At 39.1% G+C, this 16,922-nt stretch carries 8 protein-coding genes; all 8 read right to left on the bottom strand.

Annotated elements, in window-relative coordinates; all coding sequences use genetic code 11:
* Positions 1 to 49: 49 nt before the first annotated feature.
* On the bottom strand, positions 50 to 2,230 hold the full coding sequence (locus VGE44_RS17655; protein ID WP_331081628.1) for a PQQ-binding-like beta-propeller repeat protein: 2,181 nt from the start codon (positions 2,228 to 2,230) through the stop codon (positions 50 to 52).
* A gap of 161 nt (positions 2,231 to 2,391) precedes the next feature.
* On the bottom strand, positions 2,392 to 3,483 hold the full coding sequence (locus VGE44_RS17650) for a PKD domain-containing protein (RefSeq protein WP_331081626.1): 1,092 nt from the start codon (positions 3,481 to 3,483) through the stop codon (positions 2,392 to 2,394).
* 90 nt (positions 3,484 to 3,573) lie between these two features.
* Positions 3,574 to 5,796, bottom strand: coding sequence for a PQQ-binding-like beta-propeller repeat protein (locus VGE44_RS17645; protein WP_331081624.1), 2,223 nt, complete (start codon positions 5,794 to 5,796; stop codon positions 3,574 to 3,576).
* 35 nt (positions 5,797 to 5,831) lie between these two features.
* Positions 5,832 to 7,886, bottom strand: coding sequence for a hypothetical protein (locus tag VGE44_RS17640; protein ID WP_331081622.1), 2,055 nt, complete (start codon positions 7,884 to 7,886; stop codon positions 5,832 to 5,834).
* A 45-nt stretch (positions 7,887 to 7,931) separates the two neighbouring features.
* Positions 7,932 to 11,216, bottom strand: a complete 3,285-nt coding sequence (locus VGE44_RS17635; protein ID WP_331081620.1) for a VCBS repeat-containing protein — start codon at positions 11,214 to 11,216, stop codon at positions 7,932 to 7,934.
* A gap of 82 nt (positions 11,217 to 11,298) precedes the next feature.
* The gene (locus VGE44_RS17630; RefSeq protein ID WP_331081618.1) at positions 11,299 to 12,393 is read right to left on the bottom strand and encodes a PKD domain-containing protein; all 1,095 of its coding nucleotides are present in this window, start codon (positions 12,391 to 12,393) and stop codon (positions 11,299 to 11,301) included.
* 158 nt (positions 12,394 to 12,551) lie between these two features.
* Positions 12,552 to 14,096 carry a SusD/RagB family nutrient-binding outer membrane lipoprotein gene (locus tag VGE44_RS17625; protein ID WP_331081616.1) on the bottom strand — a complete coding sequence of 515 codons (1,545 nt, stop codon included), beginning with the start codon at positions 14,094 to 14,096 and terminating at the stop codon, positions 12,552 to 12,554.
* Between the two features lie 83 nt (positions 14,097 to 14,179).
* On the bottom strand, positions 14,180 to 16,922 hold a 2,743-nt coding region (locus VGE44_RS17620), incomplete at its 5' end, for a SusC/RagA family TonB-linked outer membrane protein (RefSeq protein ID WP_331081614.1).

Raw genomic sequence — 16,922 nt, 5'->3', positions numbered from 1 at the left:
ATAATGCTTAAAATTTAGTTTTTCAATACTGATTCGCTAGCTATAAATTTTATTTATCGGGTAAGGAATAAGCAACGTAGGTATCCGCCGATTTAGTTCTCATTCTTCCTCCACCAGATGCAATTACCACAAACTGCTTACCATTCACACTATACACAGATGGTGTAGCATATCCCCCGGCAGGCAAAGTAGTTTCAAATAGTAGTTTACCGGTGGTTTTATTGAAAGCCCTGAATTTTTCATCCCTTGTTGCAGCAATAAATACCAATCCGCCGGCAGTTACAACAGATCCGCCCCAATTTTCTGTACCAGCATGAATACCTTTTGCCTTCAATTCAGGGTAATCACCGAGGGTATTTTTCCAAACCAAGCGACCCGTACTGAGCTCAATAGCACTTAAAGTACCCCATGGCGGCTTAATCCCCGGATAACCTTCCTTAGTTAAAAACTGCTTATATCCACCAAAGCGATACGGTGAACGATAAAAAGGATGGCTTAACTTAGTTACCGGAATAAAAGTCATCTTTTGTTTTGATTCTATATTTAGTAAATACGATGCCAGAGCTGTTTTATCTTCTTCACTAAAATGCTTGAAGGCAGGCATCATTCGCTGTCCGGATGATATGATATTTTTGAATTTCAGCTCATCATACTTTGCCTGAAGATTGAGCAATGAAGGGAAATTACCTGAACCTTTAAGATCAGCACCATGACAGCCTTTACAACTCTTATTGTAGATACTTTTACCAGCCTGTAGATTTGTTTGAGTAGATTCTGGCAGCTTCTCTTTCAAAGTATCAATCATGGTAACCACCCATGGCATTTCAGTACCGTTAATATAAAGTATACCGCTTGAAGGATCAAAGGAAGGTCCGCCCCACTCTGCACCACCGGTTAATCCTGGCAGAACAAGTGTTCCCTCCACACTAGGTGGAATAAACATCTTACCCGATTTATGGCTTAAAAACCTCTTTTTCAGATCCTGATAGGAAGAGTCTGGTATAATATTATTCAGGTCAGATTCTTTAAATTCCTGTCTCACAAAAGGAGGAAGTACGGTTGGAAAGGGTTGGGTTGGAGAGGTCTGCTCCCCCCTGAGCTCTGATGCAGGCACTGGCTTTTCCAGAATCGGATGCACAGGCTTACCAGTCTCCCGTTCGAGCATGTAGATAAACCCTTGCTTACTAACCTGTACTACCGCATCAATATTTTCACCATCTTTTTTTATTGAAACCAGAACCGGAGATGTAGGAAAATCATAATCCCATAAATCATGATGGACACCCTGAAAATGCCAGATATATTTTCCGGTTTCTGCATCAAGCGCAAGAATACTATTCGAAAAAAGATTATCTCCTTTTCTTTTACCTCCATAAAAATCGGGCACTGCCGCTCCTGTAGAGGCAAAAACCATTCCTCTCTTTTCATCTAAACTAAGTCCGCCCCAGGCATTTGCCCCTCCTACGTATTTATGAGCCTCAGGGTCTTCCCATGAATTATATCCTACATCACCCGGTTCAGGTATTGTCCTGAACATCCATTTTAGTTTGCCAGTATGTACATCATAAGCCCTGATATGACCGGGAGCAGATTCCTCTTCTTCCGACAAACTGGTACCGATGATGATAAGATCCTTGTAAATCACCCCCGGTGAAGTTGCAGTGACTCTTAAATTTGATAAATCCCTGTCTAAATCAAGGCCATCGTGAAGCGGAATGCGACCCTTATTCCCAAAAGCAAGAACCGGTTTACCTGTGGTACTGTTTATACAAAACAAGGAAGATCCTACCGTATAATAAAGGAGATGTTCTTTGTTTTTACCCTTATAAAGTGCAATCCCACGGCAGGCATTCATTCCATAGCTCTGCCTGCCCTGAATATCAACCATCATCGAATCTACAGGATTAAATACCCATTTTTCCTTTCCGCTAAGGGCATCTACAGCAAACAGCTTTAGTTGTGCGGAAACACCATAAAGTACCCCATCAACGATAAGCGGATTCGCCTGAATCTGACTGCCTGATTCTGCATCTTTAGTATGGTAAATCCAGGCCAGCTGTAAATTTTCAACATTGGAAGTATCTATTGCGTCCAGCGCTGAATACTGAATACGTTCCTTGCTTCCGCCGTAAACACTCCATTCGTTTTTACTGTCAGAGTTATCACAAGAAATACAAAAGAAACCCAGACAAACAAAGAATAAAAACGAAAATTGTTTCTGGTTAATCATATTAAGTTTTTTGCTGCAGGGCCTCATTGTTCTAAAGAATAAAAGTTCATTAAATTCTGATCAACAACTAATGTTATTTTACGAAATCATGAACATAATTTCTAAAAAACATTGTTTACCAGATTGTTACTGCCTAATGATCGAACAGGTATGATATTGATTTATTTTAAGGTCACATCCCAGACTTTTGACAAACGTGAGGTACCGGCAGGCCCCTTGACCGATAAAGTCACAACATATTGCCCTGGTTTCGGGAAGAAATGAACAGGATGCTGCTGGTCTGAGCTGCTTCCATCACCAAAGTCCCAGTTCCACGAGGAAATTTCACCATATGACTTATCAGTAAAAGAAACCATCCGGCGATTCATATCCGTTACAACAAATGACCATTGAGCATCTATTGGTTTTAGATAAGGTTTCTCCAATGGCATCAGACGAAAAGGAAGCAGATAGGATGCATTACCATACATCTCCCGCACCTTGCTGAGATTCCAAAATCCATTGTATTTGGATGCCTTTACGTCATCATAATCAAGAATGGCCCAGCTTAGACCAATTTCCTTATTCTCTGTTAAAACTGATTCAACCGCTCTTGAAATACCTTCAGGACCAGCATAATCAAAAGGAGTAATCCAGAATTCGAGGGTTAAACGTCCTGACTCACCAGGTTTGAAGTTGTAATTATAAGCAGCATTGGCATAAGGCAAATCCTTAATCCATGGTTGACTTCCCCAGACCATTGCCCAATCTTTTTCCTTAGCCGGGGTAAAAATGTGATAGTTCTGTGCATGTACCCCCTGGTAAGAAAAATAAGTATCCATTTGATTGAGGTTTTTATTGGGATGAAAAGAACTGATAAGTGGACCACCCGACTGATCTCCGTCAACAACCACCTCGAAGATATCATTATGTAAATTTGTTAATGAAAAGTCCCAATAATCATCGTACGCTTCATATAGAAAATAAAGCCTGTTCATTCCCTTTACCCATCCCACCTTTACATTGACATCAAGATTTTCAGGATCAGCAAAGCGATGTCGGACGCTATCGTCCCTATCATCCCACAATTGATCCATACCGATATTGTATGAGAGATCTACCATTTTCCAGTCCTCAACTTTCCCATCTATTGTTGGGATCATGTTTGCAGGAAACTGAAAGATCTTAAACTTTCGCTTATCCTGGGCATTTGATAATCCACTGACAGACAGGAGCAAAAAAAGAAGAAAAATGAACCGGGAGATGAAATGCATATTAAATATTATAAAATTTTTGGGCATTGTCGTAAAATAATTTCTTTTGATTGTAAACATGACTAGCAGGTAACCATTCTTTTCAAACTTTCAATCTGCTTGTTCAGATGGTAATGAAAAAGCAACATAGGTATCTGCTGATTTGGTTCTCATTTTACCCCCACCACATGCAATCACTACATACTGCTTACCATTTACGCTATAAACTGCCGGACTTGCGTAACCTCCGGCGGGAAGCTTGGTTTCAAATAGAAGTTTACCATTCTTTTTATTGTAGGCTCTGAACATCTCATCGCTTGTTGCTGCAATAAAAACCAGTCCTCCAGCAGTAACTACTGATCCGCCCCAGTTCTCGGTACCTGAATGAATACCCATTGATTTCATGTAAGGATGATCTCCCAATGGCTTTTTCCAAACCAGTTTTCCGTTATTAAGGTCAATAGCACTCAATGTACCCCATGGAGGCGCGATGCCTGGATAACCTTCCCTGGTTAGAAATGGCTTAATCCCGGCAAGACGGTAAGGTGTATTGTAAAAAGGAGGCCTTTGTTTTTCTTCAGGAACATATGGCTCTTTCTGTTTAGATTCAAGATTCAACAGATAGGAAGCAATTGCAGTTTTATCATTTTCACCCAAATTCTTGAAGGGAGGCATCATTTTTCTACCAGAAGAAATCAGAGTCTTGAGATCTTCTTCATTAAAACGTTTATCAAGACCTAGCAAGGCAGGAAAATTACCGGAGCCTTTCAAGTCAGCACCATGACAACCCTGGCAATTTTTGGTAAATAACACTTTGCCTGCCTGCATGTTATTTTGTGCTGACTTTGCCGGTTTTTCTAAGCGGGTATCCTGCATGGATATAATCCAGGGCAATTCATTGGCATTGATATACATGATACCACTTTCAGGATCAACCGAAGGCCCTCCCCACTCAGCACCGCCGGTAAGTCCCGGTAATACTAATGTGCCTTCTATACTTGGCGGGGTAAACATCCCATTATTTTTTAAGGCCTTGAACCGCTTTTTCAGATCATTAAAAGAAGAGTCAGGAATATTAGTATTCAGATCAGCTTCTGTAAAACCTTGTCTGGCAAATGGGGGAATCACCGTCGGTATAGGTTGGGTTGGAGAAGCTTGTTCACCATCCAGATCAGTATTTGTTGGCACGGATTTCTCAATGATAGGATACACTGGTTTGCCTGTATCCCGATCAAGGAGGTAAATAAAACCCTGCTTACTTGTTTGTACGAGTGCATCGATTTTTTTGCCGTCTTTCTTAATAGTTACCAGTGAAGGCGCTGAAGGAAAATCCCAGTCCCATAGGTCATGATGTACAGCCTGAAAATGCCAAACATATTTGCCCGTAGCAGCATCGAGTGCGAGAATACTATTAGAGAAGAGATTATCCCCTTTGCGTTTACCACCGTAAAAATCCGGGTTCGATGTTCCGGTAGCCATATAAACAATCCCTCTTTTTTCATCCAAACTAAATCCGCCCCATGCATTCGCGCTTCCAACATATTTATATGCTTCAGGGTCTTCCCAGGAATCAAAACCAGTTTCCCCTGGTCCGGGAATGGTTCTGAATAGCCATTTCATTTCACCGGTATGGATATCATAAGCCCTGATGTGCCCCGGAGCAGCTTCCTCTTCTTCTGACAGGCTACTTCCCATAATAATCAGGTTTTTATATATAATTCCTGCCGAGGTTGAGGTTACCCTCAGGTTACTGATATCTCTGTTCAATTCCAGATTGTCATATAAAGAAATGCGGCCATCCTTTCCAAAAGTGTTAAGGGGTTTACCAGTAGCACTGTTAACACAATACAGGGATGATCCTGCAGTATAAAAGATCAGATGCTCTTTGTTCTTTTCTTTGTGTAAAACAATACCCCGGCATACATTGAGCCCAAAACTTTGCCTTCCGGCATTATCTGTCAACATACCTGGGGCAGGATCAAAGACCCACAATTCTTTACCTGTAGCTGCATCAGCAGCAAAAAGCTTCAATTGCGGGGAAGTACCATATAAAACTCCATCCACTATTAATGGATTGGTTTGCATCTGACTTGACAGATCAGCATCTTTGGTATGATAAACCCAGGCTACCTTTAAATCTTTGACATTTAATGTGTCGATCTGGCTTAGTGAAGAATAGCCCATTCGTTCTTTACCGCCTGCATAAACACCCCATTCACCATCACTTTGACTATTCCCGCAGGAAATAAAAAAACTCGCAATTAACATTAATAGGATCGGGAAACTATTCAAATTATCTATTGATTCGGCTGTTTTAAATATCCTGCTGATCATTTTTAACTTCTAAGAATTATTTATTAATTGTTTTTTTACAAATTCAATTTCCGGCGGCCAACATCAGTCAGCAGATTAGAACTCCAGCCCGGATACCAGGTTTGTTCCATAACTACATCACGTACACCCGGTATTTTCAGTAATACATCTGGAATAGTATTGAAAATTTTAGGATCAATCGGACTGGTTACATGTGTAAAAAAGCCTCCAAGAGGCCGGCCACGGTGTGGCATAGCCAGAACTATTTTTACTAAATCGCCCTGAACACTTATATCGTACACCAGGCCAAGATCCACAATACTGATATCAGCCTTGTATAATTCATAATCTTTACAATTTTGCAGGGCATCCCATATTATTTTTTTAGAAATCGGGCTATCCCCGGTCTCTCCCGGCCGAGCCAGTCTTCCGGAGGAAACCTGAACCAAATCTTTTTCTAATTTTCCAATTGTAACACTTAAAGGTTTCATTAATCTGCGCCTCAATTCTTCTATTTTTTGAGGCCCATCTTCATAAGTAAAAGGAATTGACAAATAAGCGTTCTTTTCATGCAGCACCGTTCCTGCCGGTAATTTCTTGACCGGTAACGGAGAGCGACTCCATAATTGAAGTGCCCAGTCATAATGAGCCTGTGGAGATCCATTATGCAACAATTCTGGGATTCCATCTGCATAATGCTCTAAAAACAAACCAAAAAATGAATCTTCGGTATCCTTATTAAAGAATCCAACACCCCAAAGATTATCCTTAAAATCAGGATCAACTTCTCCGATTTTCAACTTTCCATCGCGGCCCATCCATAAAGGGTCAGTGAAGGGCTGACCTGTAAATACCCATTCATCATCACGGGCATAAACAGCTTCAAAATCCTTTACAGAAGTCATCTTACCGAACTTATGAAAATAGGGTAAACCCGCATAAAACCGATACTCGATATCCATATTAAGCCTGCTTGGTGAAAAAACAGGGTGAATCGGCGAGTAAGGAAAACCCCATCGGCGCACTATGGTGCATATCGGACCTCTAACTATTTCATAATCAGGACATTCATCCCATAAAGTAATTCTGAATTTCTGATAAAATCCCTCTGAAACATAATCATGTGCCCAATCAATCCCAGGCAATTCGCCATGAGCTTCTCCACCTGCATAAAGTTCAACCCCATGTCCATGTTTAATTGTCATACGCTCCAACTGCCCTGTCTGAGCAGAAAGAATCGCTTTATAAACATTGTTTTCAATTGTTAATCCCACACCCTCTCCTTTTGTGTTTAGATCGCTTAGATAGGACGGCAATTCTGCGTCAGGGTTTCCATAGAAAACCAAAAAGGTTTTACTTTTACCTGCATGACAGTTTGCAAGAAAAAGCAGTTTGCAAAACCATTCTCCTTTGCGACGTATAACATCAAAAACCTGAGAAGTCACTTCAATTAATTTACCTTCATCAATTCGGGCAACACGAATTTCCCGGGAAGGTGAGTTGATTTGATTTGCTGAAAAAGCTAAAAGTACTTCAACAGGCTCTGCCTTTCTTTCTATTGCGATAGTTTCCTTTAGCTCCAATACTTTAAAGTACTTCCACCCGTTTGCCCAGGATTTCCAGTGTAGAGGAAGTGATGCAACTTCAGCAAAATGAGATGAACCGGATAATGGCAATCCCGGATCATCTTCTTCCATCTGTGCCTGAATGCCCGTAATTCTTAAAGAGTTGGACAGAGCTCTAACCAATTTAAAGTCCTTACGCTCCCAGGCTGTTTGCATTAACTTCATTTTCTCCTCAAAACGGTCGGTCCGATCCCAATAAGTTTCTTCCCTGGTACTTGATATCAACCTGGAGATACTTTTAACTACCCGATTTTCTGACTTATTTGCGAAAGATGATAGGGAGGAAAGAGAAAGACCTGTAAGACCCAAAAAACCTAATCCCAAAAAGCTCCGTCTCCTGATGGGTGAATTAATTGCTGGCTGCTCAACATCACATTCTAAATCTAATTCTGAATGTGTTTTACTTTGACGATTTTCATACTCAACTTTACCTTTTTGAGATGATAACAGATTCTGCTTAGCAGAAGAATTACTCTTAATTTTCATAGAAGTATATTAAAATCCTGAAAAAAATCAGGGGATTAGTAAGATCTATTTGAGTCTAACCAATTTTAGTGCTGAGTCATTTAGTCCAAACACTAATGATTTTGAATTGTCCGTTGTCAAAACCTCCATTGAACGGACATTTCCCCTGATTTTAAGTCCACTCTCTCTTTGAGGTATATAGTTAAATCTACCTTTACCATCACCTAAAAAAACCATTCCATGATTAGCTGTATATTGTCCGAATTTCACCCTAGTCCAGGTATTATTACCTGCTAAAACAAGGTCCTTCTTATTATCATTATTTACATCTATCGACCGAATCGCATATACAGGAGAGAATTGTGCCTCAGCAGGCAGTTCAATGTACTTCAAGCCATCTTTACCATTATTTTCGAGATAAACAGTTTTTAGGAAGTTTGCTGAAAGTACTGAGGCAGCTTTCAATTCCCCGGCGTTAAACAGATCATTAATTTTGGCTGTAGAATAGGTTTTATAATATAAAAATTTATTCTTCAGAAAAGGAAGTTGTTCTGTCAAATCGTCCCTTGATGCAGCAGGATAGGAAATGCCATCAATATAATAACAGAAAATCGGATCAATTGAGCCATTGGCATCAAAATCCTTATAATAGAGGCTAAGCGGCTCCTTATCTGAGGCCCTGAACTGAGCATTCAAACCAAGATTTCCAATTACCAGATCTTTGTCGCCATCTCCATCTATATCATCTGCATAAATCCTGTTCCAAAACCCTTTTGAGGCGAAATTTATGTATGAGGAAGACTGATCTTTTAATTTATTTCCGGAATTAATAAACACCTTTATTGGCATCCATTCTCCAACCAGAATTAAATCTTCCATTTTATCCTTATTGAGATCTACCCAAACAGCATCCGTTACCATTCCTGCACTTTTTAAGCCGGGAGCAAGAACATTGGTAGCATCAGTAAAATTGCCTTTACCATCATTGGTCAGAAGCTTACTTTCGGGAGCAAGGGGATAACTACCGGGGATTACCCTACCCCCAACAAAGAAATCCAGGTCACCATCATTATCAAAATCAACAGATTTAACACAGGATGAACTAATCCTGAAAGCAGGAAGCGCTTTAGACTTTCTGATAAAATTACCTCTACCATCATTTAAGTATATGCGATCCTCCAATATGGAATCAGATTCGGCTTCATAACCTCCGCTCCCTACATACAAGTCTGCATCACCATCATTATCAATATCAGCAAACTCTGCTGCGGTATCTTCATGAATGGCATCTTTTTCAAATGCTGAATTATTCAACATCCTATACTCACCTGATTTGGTACTAAGTAATATTCCTCCAGCCTGGCCTGATGCCCCACCTATGAACAAATCTTCTCTACCATCTTTGTTCACATCGGCTTTTGCCATACATGGACCCTCCCTGGATAGAAAGTTTAATAACAAAACCTGTTTTGTAAAATCGCGGAAATAGTTTTCTTTGTGGGTAAAACCAAGAGAAACAGGTTCTGTAAAAATGGGCTCTGGAATAACATGCATTTTATATTTGACCTTTTGATCAGAAGCTGTCATGGATAAATTAAGTAACTGATTTGGCCTTATATTTTTAAAGGTTGATACCTTATCATCTGGCCAAACAACCTGTATAGAATCAATTTCACTGTGTTTACCAATCCCAAAGTTTAAAACCGGATCAACAGAGGATTGAAAACCACGTACCGGCATTTGTTCCTGAAAATATTGATCATTTTTACAATAAAGGGTAATTTTTGCTCCTATTGCTGAGCCATTGCCTGGGGTTCCGTTTAATTTTAGTTTTATATAATTATTATCAGGAAGCTGATCTCTGTTATTTTTATAAGCCTGAGCATATGAATTTATATTGTTTATAATCAAATCCATATCACCATCATTGTCCAGATCTGCATAAGCAGCACCTGTTGAAATTGCAGGATGGTTCAGACCCCAATCTTTCGTTTTCTTCTCAAAACTATCACTTCCCTTATTTCTGTATATATAATTTGGGATAATGATGGTTGGCATTTTTTCAATAAAGTCTGCCACCATAGCATCTCTGCCTAAATTTGCCATTCTAAGGGCATTATTCATCGTATATTTTATAAAGTCCATGTCGTTATAATCCTTGACATAGCCATTAGTTACCATTAGATCCTTTAACCCATCATTATCAAAATCAGAAAATAATCCGGCCCAGCTCCAATCGGTATTTGATACGCCTGACAATTGTCCTATTTCAGAAAAAGTACCATCACCATTATTTTTTTGAAGCATATTTCTACTTAATTGATAATGAAACCCTTTCTTGTGCAGAAACTGAACCTTATCAAAATTTTCAGGACCAGCATGCATCTTTTGAATTTTATTATCTTCCGGAAGCATATCCAGAGTATATATATCAGTTAAGCCATCATTGTTATAATCGGCAATATCTGAACCCATGGAATACAATGAAATCTGATCCAGACTTTCCTTCATCTGATCTGTAAATGTTCCATTTTTGTTGTTTATGAACAAATAATCAGGTTCGTTGAAATCATTTGAAACATATACATCGGGCCAATTGTCATTATTTACATCAGAAATTGCCAGTCCTAATCCAAACGTAAGTACATTAGAAGTAATGCCAGCTCCTTCACTCACATCCTTAAACCGTCCCTTGTCATTTCGATAGAGCTTGCTTGCAAAATCAGGGTTTTTGATTTTTCTAACTTCAGGATTCTCCTGTGCTCCGGTTGTATATTGCTGTAAGGAATGATTAATAAGGAACATATCCAGGTCACCATCTTTATCATAATCAAAAAATGAGGCCTGTGTAGAGTAGCCCTGATCTGCCAAACCATATTGTTCTGCTTGCTCAGTAAAGGTCAAATCACCATTATTTACATAAAGCAGATTCTTTCTTCTTTCGGGCGAATAATCTGCTGACTGACATACATAGATATCCAGAAAACCATCACTATTTATATCCACCATAGTTACTCCTGTACTCCATCCCTGCTTTACAGTAACATTACTGCTTTGTGTTATATTCTCGAATTCAAAATTACCCTTGTTAAGATACAATCGGTTTTTAACCATATTGCCTGTAAAGAAAACATCCTGCAGGCCATCATTATTAATATCTCCAATTGCCACACCTCCCCCATTGTAGAAGTATGTATATTTCATAATATCAATCTCTGTACTGGGCTGAAGATTATTCCTGAAATCTATACCGGTATCTGATTTATCTATAAGGCTGAACAATACCGGTTTTTTATCCTTACATGAAATAATCATTACCGAAAAAACCAGAAATGAGAGGAGTCTAAACATGATTGGGGTCAAAATTCCCCTGAATACAGTACTTACAGATAAATAGCGTGAAATATATCTTCGATTCATATTTTAATTTTTTTTACTTCAATGTTACGTCCCAAACTTTAGAAATTCGTGAATTACCTTTTGGTCCTTCAATCCATAGAGTCACTACATATTGACCGGCTTTAGTATACTTATGTACAGGATGCTGCTCCGTGGACATTTCACCGTCGCCAAAATCCCATTTCCATGAAGTAATTATTCCTGTTGACTTATCTGTAAAAGCCACCAACCTCCTGTTCATGTCTGTGACAGAAAAAGACCACTTTGCATCTATTGGCTTTAAAAATTCAGGTTCAAGCGGCATTAATTTAAAGGGCAACAAATAGTTTGCATTACCATACATTGTTCTTTCCTTGCTTAAATTCCAGAATCCATTGTTAAGGCCATCTCTTTTGTTTACATCATCATAGTCAATTATTGCCCAGCTTAAACCAATATTATTGTTTTCAGTCAGTACAGTTTCAACAGCACGGGAAGGTCCTTCAGCTCCTGCATAATCAAATGGAGTGATCCAGCATTCCAGTGTTAATTTACCTGATTCACCGGGATTAAAATTAAAATCATAAGCTGCATTGGCATAAGGCAAATCCTTAATCCAGGGTTGGCTTCCCCAAACCATAGCCCAATCCTTTCCAACTGCGGGAGTGAATATGTGATAATTTTGTGCATGAACCCCATGAAAAGAAAAATATGCATCCATTAGACCGAGGCTTTTATTTGGATGAAAGGGGCCAATAAAAGGGCCTCCTGACTGATCACCGTCCACAACGATTTCAAAAATGTCATTATGCAGATCTGTTAATGAAAAGTCCCAGTAATCATCATAGGCTTCATAAAGAAAATATAAGCGGTTCATTTCCTTTACCCAGGCAACCTTTACTTTTACATCAAGGTTCCCGGGATTACTCTTCAGATGTCTGTTACTATCAATCCGGTCATCAAATAAATTATCCATCCCAATTGAATATTCATCTCCAACGATTTCCCAGTCAAGACCTTTCCCATCTATCACCGGAATTTTATCCGGAGGAAATTGAAATATTTTAAATGAACGTGTATCCTGTGCGTAAACATCATGAGCTGAGATTGCAACTAAAAAAAAAAGAAAGGCAAGTAAGCGAATAAACATAGGCAGATGCTATTTAGTTGTAATAATAGAGCTCCGGCTCAGCTAAATCCTGGTGCCTCTATTGTAACAAAATCCTGAAGAAAATTAATAGTATCAAATTAAGGGCACATCTTAGGATACAGATGTGCCCTTATCTTTTATAAAGGTTAAATCATTTCTTAAAATGGATTCTTATCCCACCATAATTGTGTACTGGCTTTATCAGGGCCACCGAGCAAAGCTTCTGCGGCGGTAACAGCAGGGCCATTACTATTTCTCTCTATATCAAGGAAGGTGATACGACGAATCATTTTTTCTTTTGGTACATCCGGATTATCAGAATTAATTAACGGATAGGTTTTAGGATAACCCGAACGACGCACCTCAGCCCATGCCTCGTGAGATTCCGGAAAGACTGCAATCCATTTTTGAGTAAGGATTTGTTCCCTTTGCTTCTCAGGATCTGAAGCGAACTTTACAGGAATATCGGTTAATGCAGGTGTATTGAAATAACCACCTGGTGCTATTGGAAGACTTGTTCCATTGATGTAATTATTAATCACAGTCTGGTCAGTAATTTCCCAGGATCTCATAGACATCTCTATACCCTTTTCATATAATTCCTTAGCTGTCCCACCCATGTTCCAGCCATTAACAGCTCCTTCAGCTCTTAGCAAATATGCCTCAGCAGCATAAATAATTGATTGTGGTGTAGTGTTCATATTAATTGGAGCAAGTCTTAAGCTTACATCCGAACTATTATCAAAACTGTTTGCCGGAATATTTTGCTGAGCCTGAGACATACCACTACGAACACTACGGTATTGTCCGTCAGTTACTGCCGGCCTGAAATATTTACTCATCCGTGGATCATTCCAGCCTTTAAACAAACTTTCAAAAACCGAACTCATTCTGGACTCATTCCATCCTGATTGTAAATTGAATCCATTATTGACATTTGCTGATACTTTCATGAATGCATCGTCAACATTACTAAGCATAACACCACCAGCTACAGCTTTTTCAGCTTCTTCCTTTGCTTTTGCAGGTTCAACTTTTGAAATCCTTAAAGCAAGTCGAAGACGTAATGTATTAGCAAATTTCAACCATTTGCTATTATCACCACCATATATTAAATCCTTATCGGCAAAGGATGTAACATTGATATTGTTCTTTAAGTCATTCGATGCTTCATCTAGTTCTTTAAAGAAATCAAAATATATGTCCTTTTGAGAATCATAACTGATTGTTGTTCCTTTATCTCCGATCTTTGAATAAGGAATCGGTCCCCAGTAATCTGTTGTCCTGTGTAATACATACACTTTCCAGATTCTGGCAATTGCATTCAATGTCGGATCCTTACCTTTACTTTGTTCAATTATATTTACAAGGGCCGGCATTGCAGACACATAGGTATTTAACCATTGTAAAAATACCCAACCCTGAACAATAAGGTAACGGTGCGACATGTGAGCCGGTTGTGTCGAAGCAAAGTGCTGTGAATATACACCAGCAAATAATGCAGTGGTAATAATATACCCGTCGCTGTTTACTCCCGCAATTACAGCTCCCGGAAATAAGCTACGGGTATCTAAAGGTGTTAATTCACTTAATTTTACGGGATTGGTATTTATCTCCTCAAAATCTTTAGTACAGCTTGTCAGAACTAGCGCAAACGCTAATATGAAGGATATTCCACTGACTTTTGTTATGTTAAATTTCATTTTCTTCAATTTTTATAAGTTCATAATTTAAGTGAATACCGTATGTTCGGTTCATACTCATGCTCACCCAATCAAATTAATTATCAGAATGATAATTTCAGGTTCAAACCAATATTACGTGTGCTAGGTAAGGATGCGTACTCCACACCGCCAGTATTACCGGTCCCGGTTGCCATTTCAGGATCAAATGGTGCATCTCTCTGAAAGAAGAAAAGATTTCTTCCAACAAGTGAAAGCTTTGCCGCCTGAATAAATCCTGTTTTACTTATAAGAGTTTTAGGGAAATTATAACCAAAAACCACTTCTCTTAGCCTGAGATTGGTACCTGAATAAGCATACAAATCACCTACAGGTGTCCAGTTACCTACAGATGCCCAATATGTCTCAGCAGATATACTTTTAGTATTTTTTACTCCGGCCTGGGTATATGCATCAAGCACTAAACCTGATTCCCTACCCTCCAGAGATCTTTTCGAATGACCATCGGCATCGATGATAGCCTGAGTACCAGAAATAACTGTCCCACCGCTTCTGTAATCAATCAGGAAACTCAATCCAAAATTTCCATAGGAAAATGAATTATTTAAGCCCATCATATAATTAGGATTATAGTTTCCTACATATGAATCTTTTCCTGTAAGGATAATTCTTCCATTATCATCAACAAGTCTTCTGCCCTGGCTATCCTTAGCCCAGTTAACCATATACATATCACCGTAGCTTCCACCTTCTGCAGCCTTGATCATAACTTGTCTGTCGTCAATCAGAATTGCTTCTCTGAGAGCTTCTGTTAACCTGATTATTTTGTTCTTATTATCTGCAAAATTCAGATTCAAATTCCAGGAAAATTTATCCTTGCGTATTGGAGTACCTGAAATTGTGAGTTCAATACCTTTATTTTCAATTAAGCCAGCATTGATGTATTGGTTTACAAATAAAGAAGCATATGGAGTTGCAACTGCCAGTAACTGATTTTTAGTTTTAGTTATATAGTACGTTGCATCTATACCAAATCTGCCATCAAAAAATCTCCAATCCAAACCTGCTTCAAAAGAACTGGTTAATTCAGGCTTGTAATCCCCCAAAGAGCGGGTTTGAGGTGTTTTGACCACTCCTCCCGGAGCAACATCAAAATAATTTCTGTCAAGATATTGGGTACCGCCATATCCGGCATTTGCAAGTGTCAATCTGGCTTTTCCATAAGAAATCCATTTCGGCATTTGAATCATATCGGTCACAATTGCGGTTAACCCGACAGAGGGGTAGAAATAAGATTGATTAGCTTTAGGAAGGGCTGAAGACCAATCGTTTCTGGCCGTCAAATCCATAAATAAATAATCCTTATATCCCAATGTAGTAGTGGCATACAATGACTGAACCTGCGGAGATCTGCCGAAAGAATTTGTTCCTTTAGGATTCTTAGCATTTTGGATAAAAAAGAAGTCCTGACGAAATAAACCATTAGCGTTTATATTAAGACTTTCATATTTACTTTGCTGAATAGAACCTCCCAGGTAACCATTTAAATCAAAACTCTTTGATATCTCTTGTTTAAAAGATAAAAGTGCATCAATATTGGTGGAATGGCTGTTCAATTTGGTTAGCGCATAAACCGCTCCCTGCCCGGCACTATGATAGGAATCTTCGTACATTCTATCATCAGTTTTTTGAATTGTCTTATCAATACTTCCCCGTACCTGTAAATCAAGCCAACTGTTGAACTTATATTTCGCTGAAAACAAACCCAGCAATCTGTCCTTTGTTTCAAAAAACAAATGCCTGTTTAATGCCCAATAAGGGTTCGAAAGGAACACGGAACCCGGTTTCCAGTAGCTTTGCTTTCTATTTCCAACGGCATCAAAATACTCATAATCTTGCATCTGACTCAATGGAATACTGACCGGGGCACGATAAATCCTCGAGACAACATCTATCCTTTCATTCAGATATGGTTTGTTATCCACATCTTCATTGATATAGCTCAGTTTTGTGAAGAATGACAACTTAGACGATACCTGATTGTCAATTTTGAAATCGAAATTATGCCTGTTATAGTCATGATTTCTCAAAATACCCTGAGCCATTGTGTTTCCATATGAAAAATATGATTGCATTTTTTCACCGCCACCTGTAAAGCTTAAAGTATTAGTATAAGTACCAGCGGTTCTGAAGAAATCTTTGATCCTGTTCTCCTGCCCTTGCATCGAAACAGTTTTTCCATTCCATAAAGTTACCTGCTGACCAGTAATCTTTGGACCCCAGCTCGTTTCAGATCCGGCAGCATAAACTCCGCCTGACCCCTGTCCATATTGGTACTGAAAATCAGGCAGGATATTAGGCTGATCGAATGTACTGTTGCCAGTATAATCCACAGACACCTTCCCTGCTTTACCTCTTTTGGTAGTAATTACAATAGCCCCATTCTGACCCTGACTACCATATAAAGCTGCTGCAGAAGCACCTTTCAAAATAGTCATCGATTCGATATCATCACTATTTAACATCCCAATACCATCACCTCCATCCCGGCCACCAGCAGTTCCTCCTCCCTGCTCACGAGTTGAATTATCCATAGGAACGCCATCGATTACGTATAATGGCTGATTGTTACCTCCTATTGATCTGCTACCACGAAGAAGCACTTTTGAAGAACTTCCCGGACCTGTGGCATTTCTGGTAATGGTTACTCCGGCAATTTTCCCCTGTAAAGAGTTAATTAAATTAGTTTCCTTTGCCTCATTCATTTTATCAGATTTTATGGTCTGAGCTGAATAAGTTAGGGATTTAGCCTCTCTCTCAATACCTAGTGCTGTTACAACCACCTCT

The organism is Daejeonella sp. (genome assembly GCF_036405355.1).
Taxonomy (GTDB): Bacteria; Bacteroidota; Bacteroidia; order Sphingobacteriales; family Sphingobacteriaceae; genus Daejeonella.
Note: the sequence above shows the minus strand (reverse complement) of the source record. Positions and strands in the feature narration are given on the sequence as shown.

Excerpts from the sequence above, each read along its gene's own strand:
- VGE44_RS17655 (WP_331081628.1), bottom strand. The coding sequence starts at position 2,230 with ATGATTAACCAGAAACAATTTTCGTTTTTATTCTTTGTTTGTCTGGGT.
- VGE44_RS17650 (WP_331081626.1), bottom strand. The coding sequence starts at position 3,483 with ATGCATTTCATCTCCCGGTTCATTTTTCTTCTTTTTTTGCTCCTGTCT.
- VGE44_RS17645 (WP_331081624.1), bottom strand. The coding sequence starts at position 5,796 with ATGATCAGCAGGATATTTAAAACAGCCGAATCAATAGATAATTTGAAT.
- VGE44_RS17640 (WP_331081622.1), bottom strand. The coding sequence starts at position 7,886 with ATGAAAATTAAGAGTAATTCTTCTGCTAAGCAGAATCTGTTATCATCT.
- VGE44_RS17635 (WP_331081620.1), bottom strand. The coding sequence starts at position 11,216 with ATGTTTAGACTCCTCTCATTTCTGGTTTTTTCGGTAATGATTATTTCA.
- VGE44_RS17630 (WP_331081618.1), bottom strand. The coding sequence starts at position 12,393 with ATGTTTATTCGCTTACTTGCCTTTCTTTTTTTTTTAGTTGCAATCTCA.
- VGE44_RS17625 (WP_331081616.1), bottom strand. The coding sequence starts at position 14,096 with ATGAAATTTAACATAACAAAAGTCAGTGGAATATCCTTCATATTAGCG.